This is a genomic window from Streptomyces sp. NPDC051051, assembly GCF_040682975.1.
GTDB lineage: Bacteria > Actinomycetota > Actinomycetes > Streptomycetales > Streptomycetaceae > Streptomyces.
In genome coordinates this window covers 110,153-125,531 of sequence record NZ_JBFBCB010000022.1, presented here as the reverse complement: position 1 = coordinate 125,531, position 15,379 = coordinate 110,153, and the positions used below count along the sequence as shown (strand labels likewise).

The following is a 15,379-nucleotide window of genomic DNA, read 5'->3' as shown; positions in this document are numbered from 1 at the left end:
ATCGGGGCGACCCTCCGCCTTGCGATCGCACGCACCAGACGCCGCCGGGCCTGCCCTTCGGGCAGACGACGCTACTTTCGAAACACGCCCTAGGCGTTCTGCCCCGGGAGTCCGGCCGCAGCAGCGGCAGGCCGACGACCAGACGCAGTCGAGCAGATCCCGGCACGGGACCGTCCCCACCCGCCCACGATCACTCTCCGTCTATCGCATCTGATGCGAGAATTTCGCATCAGATGCGACCCGGGGCGTCTTCGCAGCTCAATCGCCCGGTGGAGTGACGCACCTGCAAAGGCGCCGCCGCGACGGCTGTCGTGGTTTTTCGCGATGCCGAGGTCAACGTCCCTGGTGGGACCGCTCGCCCGCGGTTCGGAGGTGACCTCCGGGTCGGGTGTCGCCTATTCGCGTCCGATGCAATTGGCGGCGCTTGGAACATCGGTACAGCGGTTATCGGTGAGAACGATCACGGGCCGGGCGGCACGAGTGCGCTGGGCCGGGACCGACGGGACCCCCTGGGCGCCGTCGAGCCGCTGGCAGCGGGCGAGGGCCGCGATGGACCGGCCGTCCAGGTAAGAGGTACGGACGGTGTCTGTCTTCGCGGCCGGGATGGCCGGGCGGCGCCCGCCTTTGCCGCTCTTCGCCTCGGCGGCCCGCAGTCCGTCGTAGGTCAGCTCGCGCTGGAGGTCGCGTTGGGGTTCGCCGGCGGCGGCGAGGGTCTGCACCATGAACTTCACGGTGGACAGCAGCTCGCCGGTGCGCGGGTGGCGGGCGGTGAGGTCCATCGCGGAGAACGCGCCGTCGTGGATACGCAGCGCGAGGCGGTCGCGGTGGAGGACGTCGAGCACGTCGAGGATGTGCTCGGTGCCGCGTACGAGGCGGAACATCCCGGAGATGTGGACGGTGTCCCCCTGGGCCGCGCGTAGTCGAGGAGCGCGCGGAACTTCAGCCGCTGGAGGGGTGGAGGCGGCTGGAGGTACCGCCGTCCTCCTCGAAGACGACCGGGTCCTCGATCCCGGCCTCGTCCAGGACGAGGTTCTGCCGGGCGGGGGACTGCTGGTCGGTCGAGACCCGCTTGTAGACCGGGTTCGCCACCGAGGGTCCCTTCCGTACGGAGGATCGGCCCCTGCCTGTCGTCAAACCCTGTCAGCGATCACCAACGGATCTGATGGAATTCGAGCCGCCGCGAGCCCCCGGATTGCACGGGTTCAATCGAAGGCGGAGAACTCGACCGTCAGCAGGCCGAAGCGGGCCAGGCCATCGACCGGCTCGGGACCGCCGAGGAGATCGCCCACGCAGTCCTGTGGCTGTGCAGCCCCGGCGCCAGCTACGTCACGGGAATCGCGCTCCCCGTCGACGGCGGCTGTACCGCGCAATGAGAGCCCCCGCGTCGCTTCCACCGCAGTCTGAGCCCATCACACCGTCAGGGCGGAACCGCGGGCTGAAGTTGCAGCCGAGGATCTTGAACAGGTCGAACACCATGTCGGAGTACGAGGCGTTGTCGGTGGCCACCATCTCCGGCTTCACCCAGCCGTCCGGGTTCAGCAGCGCGTCCAGGATGCCGGTCCCCGGAAACACCGCGACCGCGGAACATCTGTGCGGCAGGATGACCGCATGATCCGTACCGCCCGCCTGCTCCCCGTCCTGCTGCTGGGGCCCGTGCTGCTCACCGCCTGCGGCAGCGAGCGGGCCGACCCCGCCGACCCCGCCGAACTGGCCTCCCGCGCACGGGCCCTGGGCATCGCGCCGGAGGCGGTGTACACCACCGACACCCCCGGTCACACCCTCGCCCAGCAGTCCGTCGGCGTGCTCGGCGACGACGGTTTCTCCGCCGTCTACGTCTCCCCGCAGAAGGGGACACAGGTGCAACTCGCCGTCGACCGGGGCACGTTGACCGCCGCCACCTGCGAACGGCGAACCGGCACCGAGGCCGCCACGACACCCGTCACCTGCGTCCGCGACGGCGACGCCTGGTACCGCAGCGCCGGGCAGTGGGCGGAGTACGCCGTCCCGAAGAAGGACTTCGTCATCCGTGTCGGCGGCACGGACGTGCCCCGGGACGTCCTGCGTGAGGCCGTCGATCACCTGCACCGCCCTTCCGCCGACGAACTCGACACGCTCCTGCCGTCGGCACCGGCCGGCGGCGAACCGGTGGAGCGCGGCGACCTGCCGTCGTTCGGCGACGGAGCTCCCGACAACGACGTCGACGCGGGCGGCTGAGTCACCACCGCGGGGCCGGCGCCGGGCGGCGGGACCGGGAGCCCGCCGCCTCCGCCGTCCGTTCCGGGAGCCCGCCGCCTCCGTCGAAACCTTCGCCCGGGACCTGGAACGCCGCCCCGGAGCGCCCGCTCCGCCCCGCATAGAGTCGGGTGTCATGACCGCCCGCCTGCTCGTGTACACCCGTACCGCCGACTACCGCCACGACTCCATCCCGGACGCCGTGGCCGCCGTACGCGCGCCGGGGAAGTTCGCCGTCGACCACACCGAGGACCCGGCGGCCCTGGAAGCACCGCTGGACGGGTACGCGGCCGTGGTCTTCCTCTCCACCAGCGGTGAGGTGCTGACCCCGGCCGGGCGGGAGCGTCTCGCCCGGTACGTCGACTCGGGCGGCGGCTTCGCCGGCGTGCACGCGGCCGCCTGCACCGAGTACGACTGGCCGTACTACGGCGAACTCCTCGGCGCCCGCTTCGCCCGCCATCCGGCCCTCCAGCCCGGCAGGGCACTCGTCGAGGACCACGGCCATCCCGCCACCCGCCACCTGCCGGCCGTCTGGGACTTCACCGACGAGTGGTACGACTTCCGCACCGATCCCCGGGGGCAGGGCCGCGTCCGCGTGCTGGTCACCGCCGACGAGTCCTCCTACGACGGCGGGGGGATGGGCCCCGACCACCCGCTGGTCTGGTGCCGCGAACAGGGCGCGGGCCGCGTCTTCTACACCGCTCTCGGCCACACGTCCGAGGCCTACCGGGACCCTGCCTTCGTGGCCCATCTGCGCGGCGGGATCGGCTGGGCGGCCGGGGTGGCGGAATGAGGCGTGCGGACGTGCGGCTCGCGTGACGTCTGCGCGCTGAGTCGCCTGAGCCGTCTGGGGCGCCTGGGATGGCCGGGGTCGTCGGGACCGCCGGGGTGCGGGCGGCCCGCAGGTGCGGCGCTCGCTACCGGCCCGGTGGTGCGGTACTCGCCCGTTCCACCAGCCGAGTGGAGAGCTCCGTGCGGGTCCCCTCCGGGTGCTCGCCGTCCATCATCCGCACCAGCAGCCGCAGAGCCGTCGCCGCCATCTCGGCCAGCGGCTGACGGACGGTCGTCAGGGCCGGCGTGGTCCAGCGGGACTCGGGCAGATCGTCGAAGCCGACCACGCTGATGTCGTCCGGGACCCGTAATCCCCGTTCCGCCACGGCCTCGTAGACACCCAGCGCCATCCGGTCGGAGCACACGAAGACGGCCGTCGGCGGCTCGGGGAGGTCGAGCAGCTCGCGCATGCGGTGACGGGCCACGGACTCGTCGAAGCCGGCGTGGCGGACGTACTCCGGGCGGTGGCCGAGGCCCGCCGAGGCCAGGGCGGAGCGGTAACCGGCCACGCGGGCGGTGCTGCACATCCTGCGGCGCGCTCCGGCGATCACCGCGATCCGCTCGTGACCGAGGGCCAGCAGGTGCTCGGTCGCCGTCACGCCCCCCTGCCAGTTGGCCGCGCCCACCGACACCACGCCCGGCGGCGGCTCCAGCACCGGGTCGATCATCACGAACGGGATGCGGTGCTGCTCCAGCCACAGGTACTGCGACTCGGTCAACTCGGCCAGGTCGAACAGCACGCCGGCCGAGCCGCGCGCGGTGAGCTTGTCCAGCCAGCCCCGCTGCGGACGGCCCGCCCGGGTACGGGACAGGGCGGCCGAGACGACCACGTCCAGGCCGGCGTCGTGCGCCGCCTCCTCCACGCCGTGCAGGACCGCACCCGACCAGGAACTGGCCAGGGAACGCACCACGAGATCGACCAGCCGGGGCGGCTTCGTCGGGTCGAAACGGGGTCGGCGCACGTAACCGAGCCGGTCCAGCGCCTCCGTGACACGGCGTCGGGTCTCGGGAGCCACGTCCTCGCGGCCGTTGACCACCTTCGAGGCGGTGGGCACGGACACCCCCGCCTCGCGGGCCACGACCGCCAGGGTCGGCCCGGCCGCCGCGCTCGCACTGCCCGTGCGGACCATCGGGAACCACCTCTCCGGCCCGCCCGAGGGCCAGCGAACGTTCGACCACCGCCCTTTCGGAGCCGATCCTGACCGACGGCTCGCAGAAAGCGCTTGCTATCCTAGGTGTGCCTCGGCGTGGCGTGAAGACGTGGGGAGACGTGGGGAACGGTCGCGCGGTGCGGACGGGCGTGCGGCCGCGGGTGTGGCGGGGACGGCGGCAGGGGTTGCCGCGACGCGACGGGGCGCCGCGGCGAGGGGGTGCTCCCGGTCAGGCCTCCTCGAAGCGCCGGCGCGAGGTCTCGATGTGGCCGAGGTACCGGTGCGTCCAGTCGCACAGTCCGTCGATCGTCACGCGCAGGGCGTGACCCGGCTCGGTCAGGGCGTACTCGACCCGTGGCGGCACCGTGGGGTGGACGGTCCGCTCCACCAGGCCGTTGCGCTCCAGCATGCGCAGGTTCTGGGTGAGCATCTTGTGGCTGATGCCCTCGATCTCGTCCCGCAGCGCGCTGAACCGCAGCGTGCGGTCACCGAGCACCTCGGTGATCAGGAGCGCCCACTTGTTGGCGACGTCCGAGAAGATCTCCCGCGCGAGCGAGTCCGCGCGGGTCAGGTCCGCGTCCTCGGGCGAGCCCTCGTACCGCTTGGTCACCATCTGGTTCCCCAGTCACCGAAAAGTGCGTTCTTCCCTGTCGGCCCACACTCTCCTACGGTTCCTGAGTAACCACAAGTGATCACGGGACGGGTGTGGTGGAGCGCTCCGGCGACGCCCGCTCCCGTCCCTCACCCGCGCTCGCACGCGCTCACGAAGGAGACCGACGACATGGCCATCACCCTGCTCAATCCCAGCGGTCTGCCGGAGATCGACGCCTACCGGCAGGTGTCCGTCGGGACCGGCTCCCGGCTGGTCTTCGTCGCCGGGCAGGTGGCCTGGGACGCCGACGGCGTCACCGTCGGCGAGGGCGATCTCGCCGCCCAGGTCGAACGCTGCTACCTCAACGTCGCCACCGCCCTCGCCGGTGCCGGCGCCTCCTTCGACGACGTCGCGAAGCTCACCGTCTACGTCGTCGACTGGACCCCCGACAAGATGCCCCTGTTCCTGGAGGGAGCCGCCCGGGCGGCCGCGAGGCTGGGCGTCACACCGGTGCCGCCGGGCACCCTGCTCGGCGTCGCGGCACTGGACGTGCCCGAGCATCTGGTCGAGATCGAGGCCGTGGCCGTCATCGACTGAACGGCTTCCGGGCGAGGGCCGGGTCCCGCGGCGCGCGGCCGGTGGCCCGCGGGCGGTCCGCGGGCGGTCCGCGCGGAGGTCGCAGGCCGGCTCAGGCCACCCGCGCCAGGTCCGCGCGACGTACCTCGTGGGCCAGGGGCAGTCCGTCGGCCAGCCGTTCCAGTTCCCCGACGACGACGCGGCCGAGCCGCTCCAGCTCGTTGCCGAGGGAACCCGCGATGTGCGGGGTCAGGAACACGTTCGGGAGCCGGTAGAGGGGGGAACCGGCGGGCAGCGGCTCGGGCTCGGTGACGTCGAGGATCGCGTGCAGCCGGCCGGAGACCAGTTCGTCCGTGAGGGCGGCGTGGTCGATCAGCGCGCCGCGGGAGGTGTTGATCAGTACGCCGCCGTCGCGGACGAGAGCCAGCCGGTCCCGGTCGAGCAGGTGACGGGTCTCCGGGACGTCGGGCGCGTGCAGGCTGACGATGTCGCTGTACCGCAGCAGGTCCTCCAACGGCACCAGCTGCGCGCCCAGTTCGGCCGCCTCGGCGGGGGCGACGTACGGGTCGTGCAGGAGGACCTCGAACGCGTGGGGGCGCATGAGTTCCAGCAGCCGGCGGCCCACCCGCGAGGCGCCGATGACGCCCACCCGGCGGCCGAGATTGCCGAGGGGCGCCGTCTCGTCGGCAGTGGGGTGGGTGTGGGTGCGGCGGAAGCGCTCGCGGTGGGTGAACGCGTCCTTCCCGGCCAGCAGGATCATCGCGAGGGTGTACTCGGCGACGGGGACGGCGTTGCCGACCACCGCGCTGGAGACGGTGACCCCCTGGTTCCACAGGGGTTCCCCGACCAGCGAGCGGACCGAGCCGGCGGCGTGCAGGACGGAACGCAGCCGGGGAGCCGCCGCGAGCGCGTCCGCGCCCAGTCGGGGGCAGCCCCAGCCGGTGATCAGGACCTCGGCCTCCGCCAGCGCGGCCGCGGCGGCCGGATCGGTGAAGTCCCGTACGACGAGCGAGGGGTCGATGTCGGCCGTCCGCCGCAGCCGGTTCAGGAGCGGAGCGGGGAACAGCCGGGGGAGGTGCACCGGATCCATGGCGAACACGGCCCTGGGCGGCTCGGCGCTGGGCATGGCTCTCCTGGGGTGCGTGGGAAACCTGTTCCGAAAGCGCCTTCTACGGTAGGTGGGGCCGTCGGACGGGGTCAATCGGTCGGACGCGGCTTTGCGATGGCCGAACCGGCTGTCGGCTGCCACCGGGCCGACCGCCGTCGGGCCGGGTGGCGCTGTGCCGGGCGGCTTCGGGACGGGTGATCCCGGCCGGGAGCCGTGGGACTCGACGGGATCCTGCACTCGCTCCGTGGTCGACCGACGCCCGCCGGGCCGCGGAAGAGCGGGCAGAGCCGGAAGGGCCGGAGGACGTTCGCGGGACCGGGACGCCCCCGCCGTCCGCCCTCTCGGGCATCCGGCTCGGCCGGACCCTGCGCGGCCCGGAGATGCGCGCGGTGGTCCGCCGTCTGCGCCGCGCCGGAGGTGTCGGCCGGGACTGACTCCCGGTCGCCCGCGGCGGGGCCCCGGCCGGGACCGCCGACTCGTCGCCCGAACCGCCCGAACCGCCCGAATCATTCGAACCGTCCGCGCCGGGGTCACGGCTCCGGGCCGGTCACGCCACGGTCAGCGTCCGCGCGATCGACGCGACCGCGTCCGGACCGACCCGGCAGCAGCCGCCGATCAGCCGGGCGCCCGAGTCCCGCCAGGCGAGGACCTGTTCGGGGGCGAACGTCGAGCGGCCGTTCCAGGCGCGGGTCTCGGCGTCCCAGGCCTCACCGCTGTTGGGGTAGACGACGACCGGCTTGCCGGTCACCCGCGCCGCCGTCGTCACGGCACCCTCGACGTCCTCGGGGACACAGCAGTTCACACCGACCGCGATCACCTCGTCCGCCTCCGCGGCCAGGGCGAACGCCTCCTCCAGCGGCTGCCCGGCGCGGGTGCGGCCGCCCGCGACGCTGTACGACAGCCAGGCCGGCACGCCCAGTCCGCGCACCGCCCGCAGCAGCGCCTCGGCCTCCTCCGCGTCCGGCACGGTCTCCAGCGCCAGCACGTCCGGCCCGGCGGCCGCCAGCACCTCGAGCCGGGGCCGGTGAAACCGCTCCAGCTCGTCCACCGTCAGCCCGTAACGGCCTCGGTATTCGGACCCGTCCGCGAGCATCGCCCCGTACGGTCCCACCGACGCCGCCACCCACAACGGTCGACGAACGCCCCCGTCCCGGGCCCGCCGGGCCGCCTCCCGAGCCAGCTCCACGCTCAGCGCGAGCAGCCGGGCTGCCTCCTCGCGGTCGATCCCGCGCTTCGCGAAGCCCTCGAAAGTCGCCTGGTAGCTGGAGGTGATGGCCACGTTCGCGCCTGCCTCGAAGTAGGCGAGGTGTGCCTCGGTGACGGCCTCGGGCCGCTCCGCGAGCAGGCGCGCCGACCACAGCTCGTCGCTCAGATCGTGTCCGGCGGACTCCAGCTGGTTGGACATGCCGCCGTCGAGGACCACCGTCCCGGCGGCGAGCGCCTCGGCGAGGCCGGGTCGGCGCGAGCCGGAAGCCTGTGCCGAAGAGTCGTGGGCGGAGCCGCCGTGCGCGGAGGGACCGGGTGGGGAGGGGGTGTCGCTGGTCATGCCCCGACGCTAGTCGAACCCGGAACGGACGAGCCGAGGATGTCCATCAGATGAACAGATCGCCCACGATGTGGGACGCGGGGTTACGATCACGGCCCCCCGCCCCACCGCACCCGTACGGACCCGCCATGACTTCCTCCGACACCACCGAGGCCCCCGGCTCCGACACCGGCCCGGACACCGGCACCGGTCTCGCCCCCGCACCCGCTCCCCGCCGTCGCCGCTTCGGCCTCGTCGCCGCCACCGCCCTCGTCATGGGCAACATCATCGGTGGCGGCATCTTCGCGCTGCCCGCGGCGGTCGCCCCGTACGGCACGGTCAGCCTGCTCGCCTTCGTCGTCCTCTCCGTGGCCGCGCTCCTCCTCGCTCTTCTCTTCGGCAGGCTGGCCCGCCGCAGCCCCGTCACCGGCGGCCTGTACGTGTACCCGCGCGACGCGTTCGGCCCCTTCGCCGGCTTTCTGTCCGCCTGGTCGTACTGGACGATGTGCTGGGTCAGCATCGCCGCGCTGGCCGTCGCCGTCGTCGGCTACGTCGACGTGCTGGTGCCGCTGCACGGCAGCCACACCCTCGAAGCGGCCGTCGCGCTGGCCGCGCTGTGGCTGCCCACCGCCGCCAACTTCGCCGGCACCCGCTGGGTGGGCGCGGTGCAGATCGTGTCGACCGTCCTGAAGTTCGTCCCGCTGCTCGTGGTCGCCACGGTCGGTCTGTTCTTCGTCGACACCGACAACTTCGGGCCGTTCAACGCTTCCGGGGACAGCGTTCCGGGCGCGCTCGCCGCCTCCGCCGCCCTCCTGCTCTACAGCTTCCTCGGCGTGGAGTCGGCCGCCGTCAGCGCGGGAGAGGTCGACGACCCGGAACGCACCGTCGGCCGGGCGAGCGTCCTCGGCACGCTGGGATCCGCGCTCGTCTACCTGCTGGGCACGGTCGCCGTGTTCGGCCTGGTCCCGCACGAGCGGCTCGTCGACTCCGGAGCGCCCTTCGCCGACGCCGTGAACGCGATCACGGGCGGCAGCTGGGGCGGCACCGTCATCTCCCTGGTCGCCGTCGCCTCCATCGTCGGCTGCCTCAACGGCTGGATCCTGCTGGCCGCGCAGATGCCGTACGCCGCCGCCCGCGACGGACTGTTCCCGCGGCCGTTCGCCCGCGTCGGCAAGGGCGGCGTGCCCGGCTTCGGCGTGTGGGCCGTGGCCGTCCTCGGCACGGTGCTCATCGGCCTCAACTACACGGCGGGCCCCGACACCACGTTCCGCGTGCTGGTCCTCATCACCACGTTCACCGGCTGCGTCCCGTACCTGCTGTCGGCCGCGGCCCAGCTGTACTGGCTGGCCCGCGGCACCCGCGAACGCGTCCGTCCCGCGGGGCTGGTCCGTGACCTCGTCGTGGCCGCCCTCTCCTTCGGCTTCTCCTTCTGGCTGATCGCGGGAGCCGGTTACGCCGCCGTCTACCAGGGCACGCTGTTCCTCTTCGCAGGCATCCCGGTGTACGTGTGGCTGCGCGGCCGCCGGGAGACGCCGGAGCCGACCGCGCCGACCGGGTGACCGTGCCGACCGGCGTGAGTATCTTGGGCGCGTGACCGACATCGCCGCCCCGGAGCCCGAGGCCCGCGAGGTCCTCGGCCCCGGCGCCGGCCGGGCGTCCGTCGAACCCCTCGTGCACAACCCGAAGAACGGGGTCACCGCCGGCGTGTGGCGGGTTCGTGCCGGCGACCGGTCGGCGGTGCTGAAGGTGCTGACCCGCAGGAAGGCGGCCGAGGGCCGCTGGGCCGCCTCGGACGACCCGCGGCACTGGAACCACTGGCGGCGCGAGGCCCACGTCTACGCGTCCGGCCTGGCGCAGACGTGGCGGCCGTACGGCATCCGTGCGCCCGGTCTGCTGGCGTGCGTCGAACGGCCGGACGGGGACGTGGCGTTGTGGCTCGAGGACGTCCCGGGCGAGCCCGCCACCTCCTGGACGGTCGAGCGACACGTCGAACAGGCCCACAGGCTCGGCGCGGCCCAGGGAGCACGGGGAGCCCCCGACGCGACCGACCGGCCCTGGCTGACCCGACGGTTCCTGCGCCAGTACGTCGAGAGCAACACCCTCGGACTCGACCTCCTCGACGACGACGAGGCATGGCGGCAGCCTTTGGTGCGCGACCACTTCCCGCCCGGCCTGCGCGGTGCCATGGTCCGCCTGCACCACGACCGGGAGTGGTTCCTCCAGGTCATGGAGAAGCTGCCGCGCGCCTTCAGCCATCTCGACCTGTGGCCCGCGAACGTCCGCGCGGACGGCGTGCGTCCGCCGGCCTCCGTCGTCCTCGACTGGGCCTTCGCGGGCGACGGCGCGCTCGGCGAGGACCTCGGCAACTACCTCCCCGACACCGTTCTCGACCTGTTCCTGCCCGCCGCCCGCCTGCCCGCCTACGCGGCGGCGGCGTACGACGCCTATCTCCATGGTCTGCGGCAGAGCGGATGGCGGGGCGACGAGCGGCTCGTACGGCTGGGGGTGTGCGCGTCGGCGGTGAAGTACGACTGGATCACCGCCCTGATGCTGGCGCGGGCGGGGGAGGAGCAGCGGGACTACGGCGGCGCGCGGACGGTGCCGGCCGAACTCCGTTACCGGGAACGCGGGACGACGCTGGCCTTCCTGGCACGGTGGGCGGCGGAGGCGCGCCGGCTGGCGCCCCAGGTCGGATTCCCGCAGGCGCCGAGCGGACGGTGACGGGCGCGCCCGGCCGAGCCGCCGTGGCGGCTGACACGGAAGGCTGCCGGGACCGGGCCGAAAGGGCTTTCTCCCTGTCTCGTCGGACCCGTTGACCTCCTCGCGGCGCGCCCTTACCTTTTCGGCGTTCGTCGTTCCCCCTGCCGTTCGAGGTCCCGAACGCCCGAAGGCGGCTCATGGCGGTGACGACCCCCGGGCGAGCGGCAGCCGCGTGCGGCCCCTCCCCTCGTCCTCGAAGGAGAGTGCGTGACATGAGACGTGCGTACGCGGTCCTGCTCGCCCTCTGTCTGGCGCTGACCGGCGCCCTCGCCACCGCGGGCCCGGCGTGGGCCGACCCCCAGACCGTCGCCAACGGCGTCCAGTTCAAGGACACTTCGGGCGCCCCCGTGCACGCCCACGGCGGCGGGGTGCTCAAAGTCGGCACCTACTACTACTGGTTCGGTGAGAACCGCAACGCCGACAACACGTTCCGGTACGTGGACGCCTACCGGTCCACCGACCTCAAGAACTGGGAGTTCCGCAACCACGTCCTGACCGAGGCGAGCGACCCGGAGCTGGCCACCGCCAACATCGAGCGGCCGAAGGTCGTGTACAACGCGTCCACCGGCATGTTCGTCATGTGGATGCACAAGGAGAACGGCATCGACTACGGCGAGGCCCGTGCCGCCGTCGCCGTCTCCGCCACCGTGGACGGCGACTACGCGTGGCGGGGCAGCTTCCGCCCGCTCGGGCAGCACATGTCCCGCGACCTCACCGTCTTCGTCGACACCGACGGGGCCGGGTACATGGTCTCCGCCGCCCGCGAGAACTACGACCTCCAGATCTACCGGCTCACCGCCGACTACACCGGTGTCGCGAGTCTGGTCGCCGACCCCTGGCACGGCGGACACCGCGAGGCCCCGGCGCTGTTCAAGCGCGGAAACGTCTACTTCATGCTGACCTCGGGCGCGACCGGCTGGAGCCCCAACCAGCAGCAGTACGCCACCGCCACCTCGCCGGCCGGGCCCTGGTCCGCGATGACGAACGTCGGCGACTCGACGGCGTTCGGCTCGCAGACGGCGTACGTGCTGCCGGTGCAGGGCAGTTCGGGCACCTCCTACCTCTACCTGGGCGACCGCTGGGGGAACTCCTTCGGCGGGACCGTCAACGACTCCCGCTCCGTGTGGCTGCCGGTGACCTTCCCGACCTCGACCTCGATGTCCCTGACCTGGTCCCCGGAGGTCACGATCGACACGGCCGCGGGCACGGTCACCGGCACGAGCGCCACGTACGACACGCTGATCGCCCGGCACTCCGCCAGGTGCGCCGACGTCACCGGCCAGTCCCTCTGGCAGGGCGCGCAGATCAAGCAGTACGACTGCAACGGCGGCGGCAACCAGAAGTACTGGTTCAAGCCGGTCGGAAGCGGCTACTACCAGTTGGTCGTCAGGAACAGTTCCCTCTGCGTGCGGGAGAACGCGAACACCGTCACCCAGGAGAACTGCGACGCCACGGCGACCGCCCAGCAGTGGTCGCTCACCACGTCGGGCAATTACGTCAACGTCAGGTCCCGCGCCGGCGGCGAGTGCCTGGACGTGAACGGCGCGTCCACCGCCAACTCCGCCGCCGTCATCACGTACACCTGCAACGGAGGCACGAACCAGCAGTGGACGCGCGGCACCTGACGTTTCCTCGGTTCCTCAGGCCAGGAGGTCGATCGCGTCGAAAGCGGTCCCCGCGCTGAGGAAGCCGGTCGTCCCCGAACCGCTCACCACATTGATCTTCAGCACGTTGTACTGACCGGTGTCCGTCCGCCAGGCGCTCGCCGGGACGCTGTAGGTGAAGGTGTGGTTGTTGCCCCGGTAGGAGCCGTTGGTCAGTGACCGCGTGTTCGGCTGGGTCGGCGGGGAGGGGACGGCCGAGGTCCAGGTGTCGTTGACGACGACCTGCGGGCGGCCGTTGGCGTAGGCCGTCGTCACGCCGATCCGCAGGGTGTGCGCGGCGGCGGCCTGGGCCGCGGTGAGCCGGAAGTACACCAGCAGACCGCTGTTGACGTCCTTCCAGACGTAGCAGGGGAAGGCGGAGGTCTCGCTGCCGCTGCCGATCACCACGTTGCCCGTCCAGGAGGCGGCCCGGACGTCGGAGGGGTGCGCGTACGTCATCAGGTCGGCGTTCTTGAAGCCGGCGGGCGAGCCGGTCCACTCGTTGATGCGCCAGACGGCGCTCGCGTTGCCGGGGTCGTTCGTGGCCGGGATCGCGATCGTGTTGAGGGTGGTCGTCGACCCGGCGGACACGGTCACCTGTGTGCTGTACACCGCCAGCTCGCTCTTGTACACGGTCAGCGTGTACGTCCCCGGCAGCACCCCGCCGATCGAGTAGTGGCCGTCCGACGCCCGCGCCGGACCCCAGTACTGGGCAGCCGCGTTGGCCAGCCCCACCGTGTACGGGTACGTCGTGTTCCGCCCGGTGATGCCGACGCCCGCGACCCGGCCCCGGCCGCCGGCGCCGACGTACCCGGCGATGCCCAGCGAGTCCGCCCACGGCGTGGTCAGTGTGCCCGGGAACAGCGACGACGAGGGGGCGCCGCCGTCCGTGAACGCGATGACGTACGGCCCCTGGAGGCCGAAGCGCTGCTCCTCGGTCTGGTTCTGGCCGTAGTGGAGGATCTCGTACAGGCCGCCGCCGTCCGCGCTCTGGTGGCGCAGCAGGGACCGGTAGAAGGGGCCGCCGGAGGCCTTCTCGTGGTTGCTGCGCACGATCCACAGGCCCACGCCGCCGGCGCTCCAGCCGATGTGGTCGTAGTCCATGACCCGCCGCCTCGCGTAGTGCTTGGAGCGGGTCTGGCCGTCGGACTTCGCGAACACGTCCGAGGCCTCGACGGTGCTGGTGGTGTACGTGTAGGAGTCCGGTTCGTCGTTGAGGAACAGGCCCTTTCGCACGCGCAGGATGTAACGGGTCGCCGAGACGGACGTGTCGGCCTTGTAGGTCCACAGGTAGATGTTGTTCTCGCCGCTGCGGGCCGCGTAGTAGTGCTTCAGCGTGCCGTACGCGACGGAGATCAGGATCGTCGAACCGGACTGCTTCACCGACACGGTGGAGGCGCCGAGGCCGGACTCGATGTGCGAGTTCATGCCGCCGTAGCCCTGGTACTCCACGCCGCGGTGGACCAGCGAGGTCAGGTCGCCGTTGGTCTTGCTGACCTTGAAGACGAGGCCGGCGCCGGTGTCGACGACGTGGTTCGCGCCGTCGTCGGTCCAGCCGAAGGCTGCGGCGGACGCGGGGCCGGCGAGGGGGCCGGCGAGCGCGGCGGTGCCGGCGGCGGCCGCGGTACCGAGGACGAAGGTGCGGCGTCGGACCGGCCGGGGGCTGTCGGATCCGGACATGGGGGTGCCTCCTTCGGGAGGTGTGGGGGTGCGGGTGACTGGTCAGCGTGGCAGTTGAATCGATTTCGCGAAAGGGCTTTCACTGGAAGGGAGTTGGTGATCCCGCGAAATGGCCCTGGGGTCTAGAAAGCGCTTGCCGAAGGCGGTACGGTCCTCCGCCAGGTCCTGTTGCCGCGACCGAGGAGCCGCAAGTGAGACGTTTCACCCCCGCCGTGCCGGCGGCGCTGGCCCTGGCCACCGTCCTGACGGCCGTACCCGCCGCCCGGGCCGACGACGGCGCGGGCCCGCCGCTCGGCATCGCCGGCTGCACCGCCACCGCCTGCCACTTCGACGTACCGCCCGGCACCTACGACGTGAAGGTCCTCCTCGGCGGCGAGGCCGCGTCGAGCACCGCCGTCGGCGGCGAGACCCGGCGTGCCCTGCTCCCCGAGACCGCCGTCGCGGCGGGCGAGCGCGTCGCGCGCAGCTTCACCGTGAACGTCCGCACACCCGAGGGCGAACCGACCGGCGCCGACGGAACCCCCGGCCTGGACCTCGTCCTCGGCGGCTCGGCCCCCGCCCTCGCCGACATCCGCGTCACCCCCGCCCGGCACTCCCGCCAGATCTTCCTCGTCGGCGACTCCACGGTCTGCGACCAGCCGGGCGACCCCTACTCGGGCTGGGGCCAGCAACTCCCGCAGTACCTGCGCAAAGGCGTCTCCGTCGCCAACCACGCGGACTCCGGGGAGAGCACGGTCACCTATCTGGGGAACCCGCAGCTGTGGGCCACCGTCCAGCCGCGGATCCACCGCGGCGACCTGGTGCTGATCCAGCTCGCCCACAACGACAAGACGACCGACGAGGCGACCTACCGGGCGAACCTGGAAACGCTGGTCGCCGGCGTCCGCGCGAAGGGCGGCGAGCCGGTCCTCGTCACCCCGATCGTGCGCCGCTGGTTCAACGCCGACGGCACGCTGAACAACGGGACGGCCCTGCTGGTCAACGGCCTCGGCGTCGACCACCCCGCCGTCGTCCGCTCGGTCGCCGCGGCGCACGGCGTCCCGCTGATCGACCTCACGGCGAAGACCAAGGCCCTGGTGGAGTCCCTGGGCGTGGAAGGATCCAAGGCCCTGTACCTCTACAACGAGAAACGGGACAACACGCACACCTCGGTGCACGGCGCCACCGTCTACGCCGGCCTGGTCCGTGACGAACTCGTCGCCCTGCATCTGGTGCCGGAGGGCCTCGTACGGGTGGGATAGACACCTGGGGGCGCCCCGACCGGAACCGGGACGTCCCCAG

Annotated in this window: 15 protein-coding genes and 1 pseudogene; 8 read left to right on the top strand and 8 right to left on the bottom strand. The window is 72.4% G+C overall.

The features are described from left to right. Positions 1-395: 395 nt before the first annotated feature. Together AB0N31_RS18705 and AB0N31_RS18700 are read right to left on the bottom strand one after the other, a co-directional pair. Entirely contained in the window at positions 396-881 is a 486-nt protein-coding gene (locus AB0N31_RS18705; RefSeq protein ID WP_366059477.1) for a hypothetical protein, read from the bottom strand. A gap of 58 nt (positions 882-939) precedes the next feature. Then, entirely contained in the window at positions 940-1,089 is a 150-nt protein-coding gene (locus tag AB0N31_RS18700) for a hypothetical protein (protein ID WP_366059476.1), read from the bottom strand. A 125-nt stretch (positions 1,090-1,214) separates the two neighbouring features. Here AB0N31_RS18700 and AB0N31_RS18695 point away from each other — a divergent pair. Next, positions 1,215-1,373: pseudogene (locus AB0N31_RS18695) on the top strand (SDR family oxidoreductase); the annotation flags it as partial. Here AB0N31_RS18695 and AB0N31_RS18690 read toward each other — a convergent pair. After that, positions 1,327-1,572 (bottom strand): Tn3 family transposase, encoded by a 246-nt coding sequence (locus tag AB0N31_RS18690; protein WP_366059475.1) that lies wholly within the window; start codon positions 1,570-1,572, stop codon positions 1,327-1,329. The pseudogene AB0N31_RS18695 and the gene AB0N31_RS18690 sit on opposite strands and share 47 nt — an antisense overlap. Before the next feature lie 36 nt (positions 1,573-1,608). Here AB0N31_RS18690 and AB0N31_RS18685 point away from each other — a divergent pair, with 36 nt between their 5' ends. Together AB0N31_RS18685 and AB0N31_RS18680 are read left to right on the top strand one after the other, a co-directional pair. Continuing rightward, complete coding sequence (locus AB0N31_RS18685) at positions 1,609-2,214, top strand: hypothetical protein (RefSeq protein ID WP_366059474.1); 606 nt, start codon at positions 1,609-1,611, stop codon at positions 2,212-2,214. A gap of 154 nt (positions 2,215-2,368) precedes the next feature. Beyond that, positions 2,369-3,025, top strand: a complete 657-nt coding sequence (locus tag AB0N31_RS18680) for a ThuA domain-containing protein (RefSeq protein ID WP_366059473.1) — start codon at positions 2,369-2,371, stop codon at positions 3,023-3,025. Between the two features lie 124 nt (positions 3,026-3,149). On the opposite strand, the gene AB0N31_RS18675 is transcribed toward AB0N31_RS18680, so the two are convergent. Further along, positions 3,150-4,193 (bottom strand): substrate-binding domain-containing protein, encoded by a 1,044-nt coding sequence (locus AB0N31_RS18675; protein WP_366059471.1) that lies wholly within the window; start codon positions 4,191-4,193, stop codon positions 3,150-3,152. 250 nt (positions 4,194-4,443) lie between these two features. Further along, the gene (locus AB0N31_RS18670) at positions 4,444-4,827 is read right to left on the bottom strand and encodes a helix-turn-helix domain-containing protein (protein ID WP_366059470.1); all 384 of its coding nucleotides are present in this window, start codon (positions 4,825-4,827) and stop codon (positions 4,444-4,446) included. 168 nt (positions 4,828-4,995) lie between these two features. Between AB0N31_RS18670 and AB0N31_RS18665 the strand changes: the two genes are divergently transcribed. Further along, positions 4,996-5,403, top strand: a complete 408-nt coding sequence (locus tag AB0N31_RS18665; protein ID WP_366059469.1) for a RidA family protein — start codon at positions 4,996-4,998, stop codon at positions 5,401-5,403. Positions 5,404-5,494: 91 nt separating this feature from the next. On the opposite strand, the gene AB0N31_RS18660 is transcribed toward AB0N31_RS18665, so the two are convergent. Together AB0N31_RS18660 and mmuM are read right to left on the bottom strand one after the other, a co-directional pair. After that, positions 5,495-6,508: a hydroxyacid dehydrogenase gene (locus AB0N31_RS18660; RefSeq protein ID WP_366059468.1), complete on the bottom strand. Its 1,014-nt coding sequence runs from the start codon at positions 6,506-6,508 to the stop codon at positions 5,495-5,497. 529 nt (positions 6,509-7,037) lie between these two features. Continuing rightward, the gene (gene mmuM, locus AB0N31_RS18655) at positions 7,038-8,036 is read right to left on the bottom strand and encodes a homocysteine S-methyltransferase (RefSeq protein ID WP_366059467.1); all 999 of its coding nucleotides are present in this window, start codon (positions 8,034-8,036) and stop codon (positions 7,038-7,040) included. A 254-nt stretch (positions 8,037-8,290) separates the two neighbouring features. On the opposite strand from mmuM, the gene AB0N31_RS18650 reads away from it, so the two are divergent. The 3 genes from AB0N31_RS18650 to AB0N31_RS18640 all read left to right on the top strand — a co-directional run bounded on the left by AB0N31_RS18650 (position 8,291) and on the right by AB0N31_RS18640 (position 12,400). Next, positions 8,291-9,574, top strand: a complete 1,284-nt coding sequence (locus tag AB0N31_RS18650) for an amino acid permease (protein WP_366059483.1) — start codon at positions 8,291-8,293, stop codon at positions 9,572-9,574. Between the two features lie 31 nt (positions 9,575-9,605). Continuing rightward, positions 9,606-10,736 (top strand): aminoglycoside phosphotransferase, encoded by a 1,131-nt coding sequence (locus tag AB0N31_RS18645; RefSeq protein ID WP_366059466.1) that lies wholly within the window; start codon positions 9,606-9,608, stop codon positions 10,734-10,736. Between the two features lie 251 nt (positions 10,737-10,987). After that, the gene (locus AB0N31_RS18640; protein ID WP_366059465.1) at positions 10,988-12,400 is read left to right on the top strand and encodes an RICIN domain-containing protein; all 1,413 of its coding nucleotides are present in this window, start codon (positions 10,988-10,990) and stop codon (positions 12,398-12,400) included. 15 nt (positions 12,401-12,415) lie between these two features. Here the strand turns inward: AB0N31_RS18640 and AB0N31_RS18635 are convergent, their stop codons facing one another. Then, a complete protein-coding gene (locus AB0N31_RS18635; protein ID WP_366059463.1) occupies positions 12,416-14,098 on the bottom strand; it encodes a rhamnogalacturonan lyase B N-terminal domain-containing protein in 1,683 nt (560 codons plus the stop codon). A 191-nt stretch (positions 14,099-14,289) separates the two neighbouring features. Here AB0N31_RS18635 and AB0N31_RS18630 point away from each other — a divergent pair, with 191 nt between their 5' ends. After that, positions 14,290-15,339, top strand: a complete 1,050-nt coding sequence (locus AB0N31_RS18630) for a rhamnogalacturonan acetylesterase (RefSeq protein ID WP_366059462.1) — start codon at positions 14,290-14,292, stop codon at positions 15,337-15,339. Positions 15,340-15,379 lie beyond the last annotated feature (40 nt).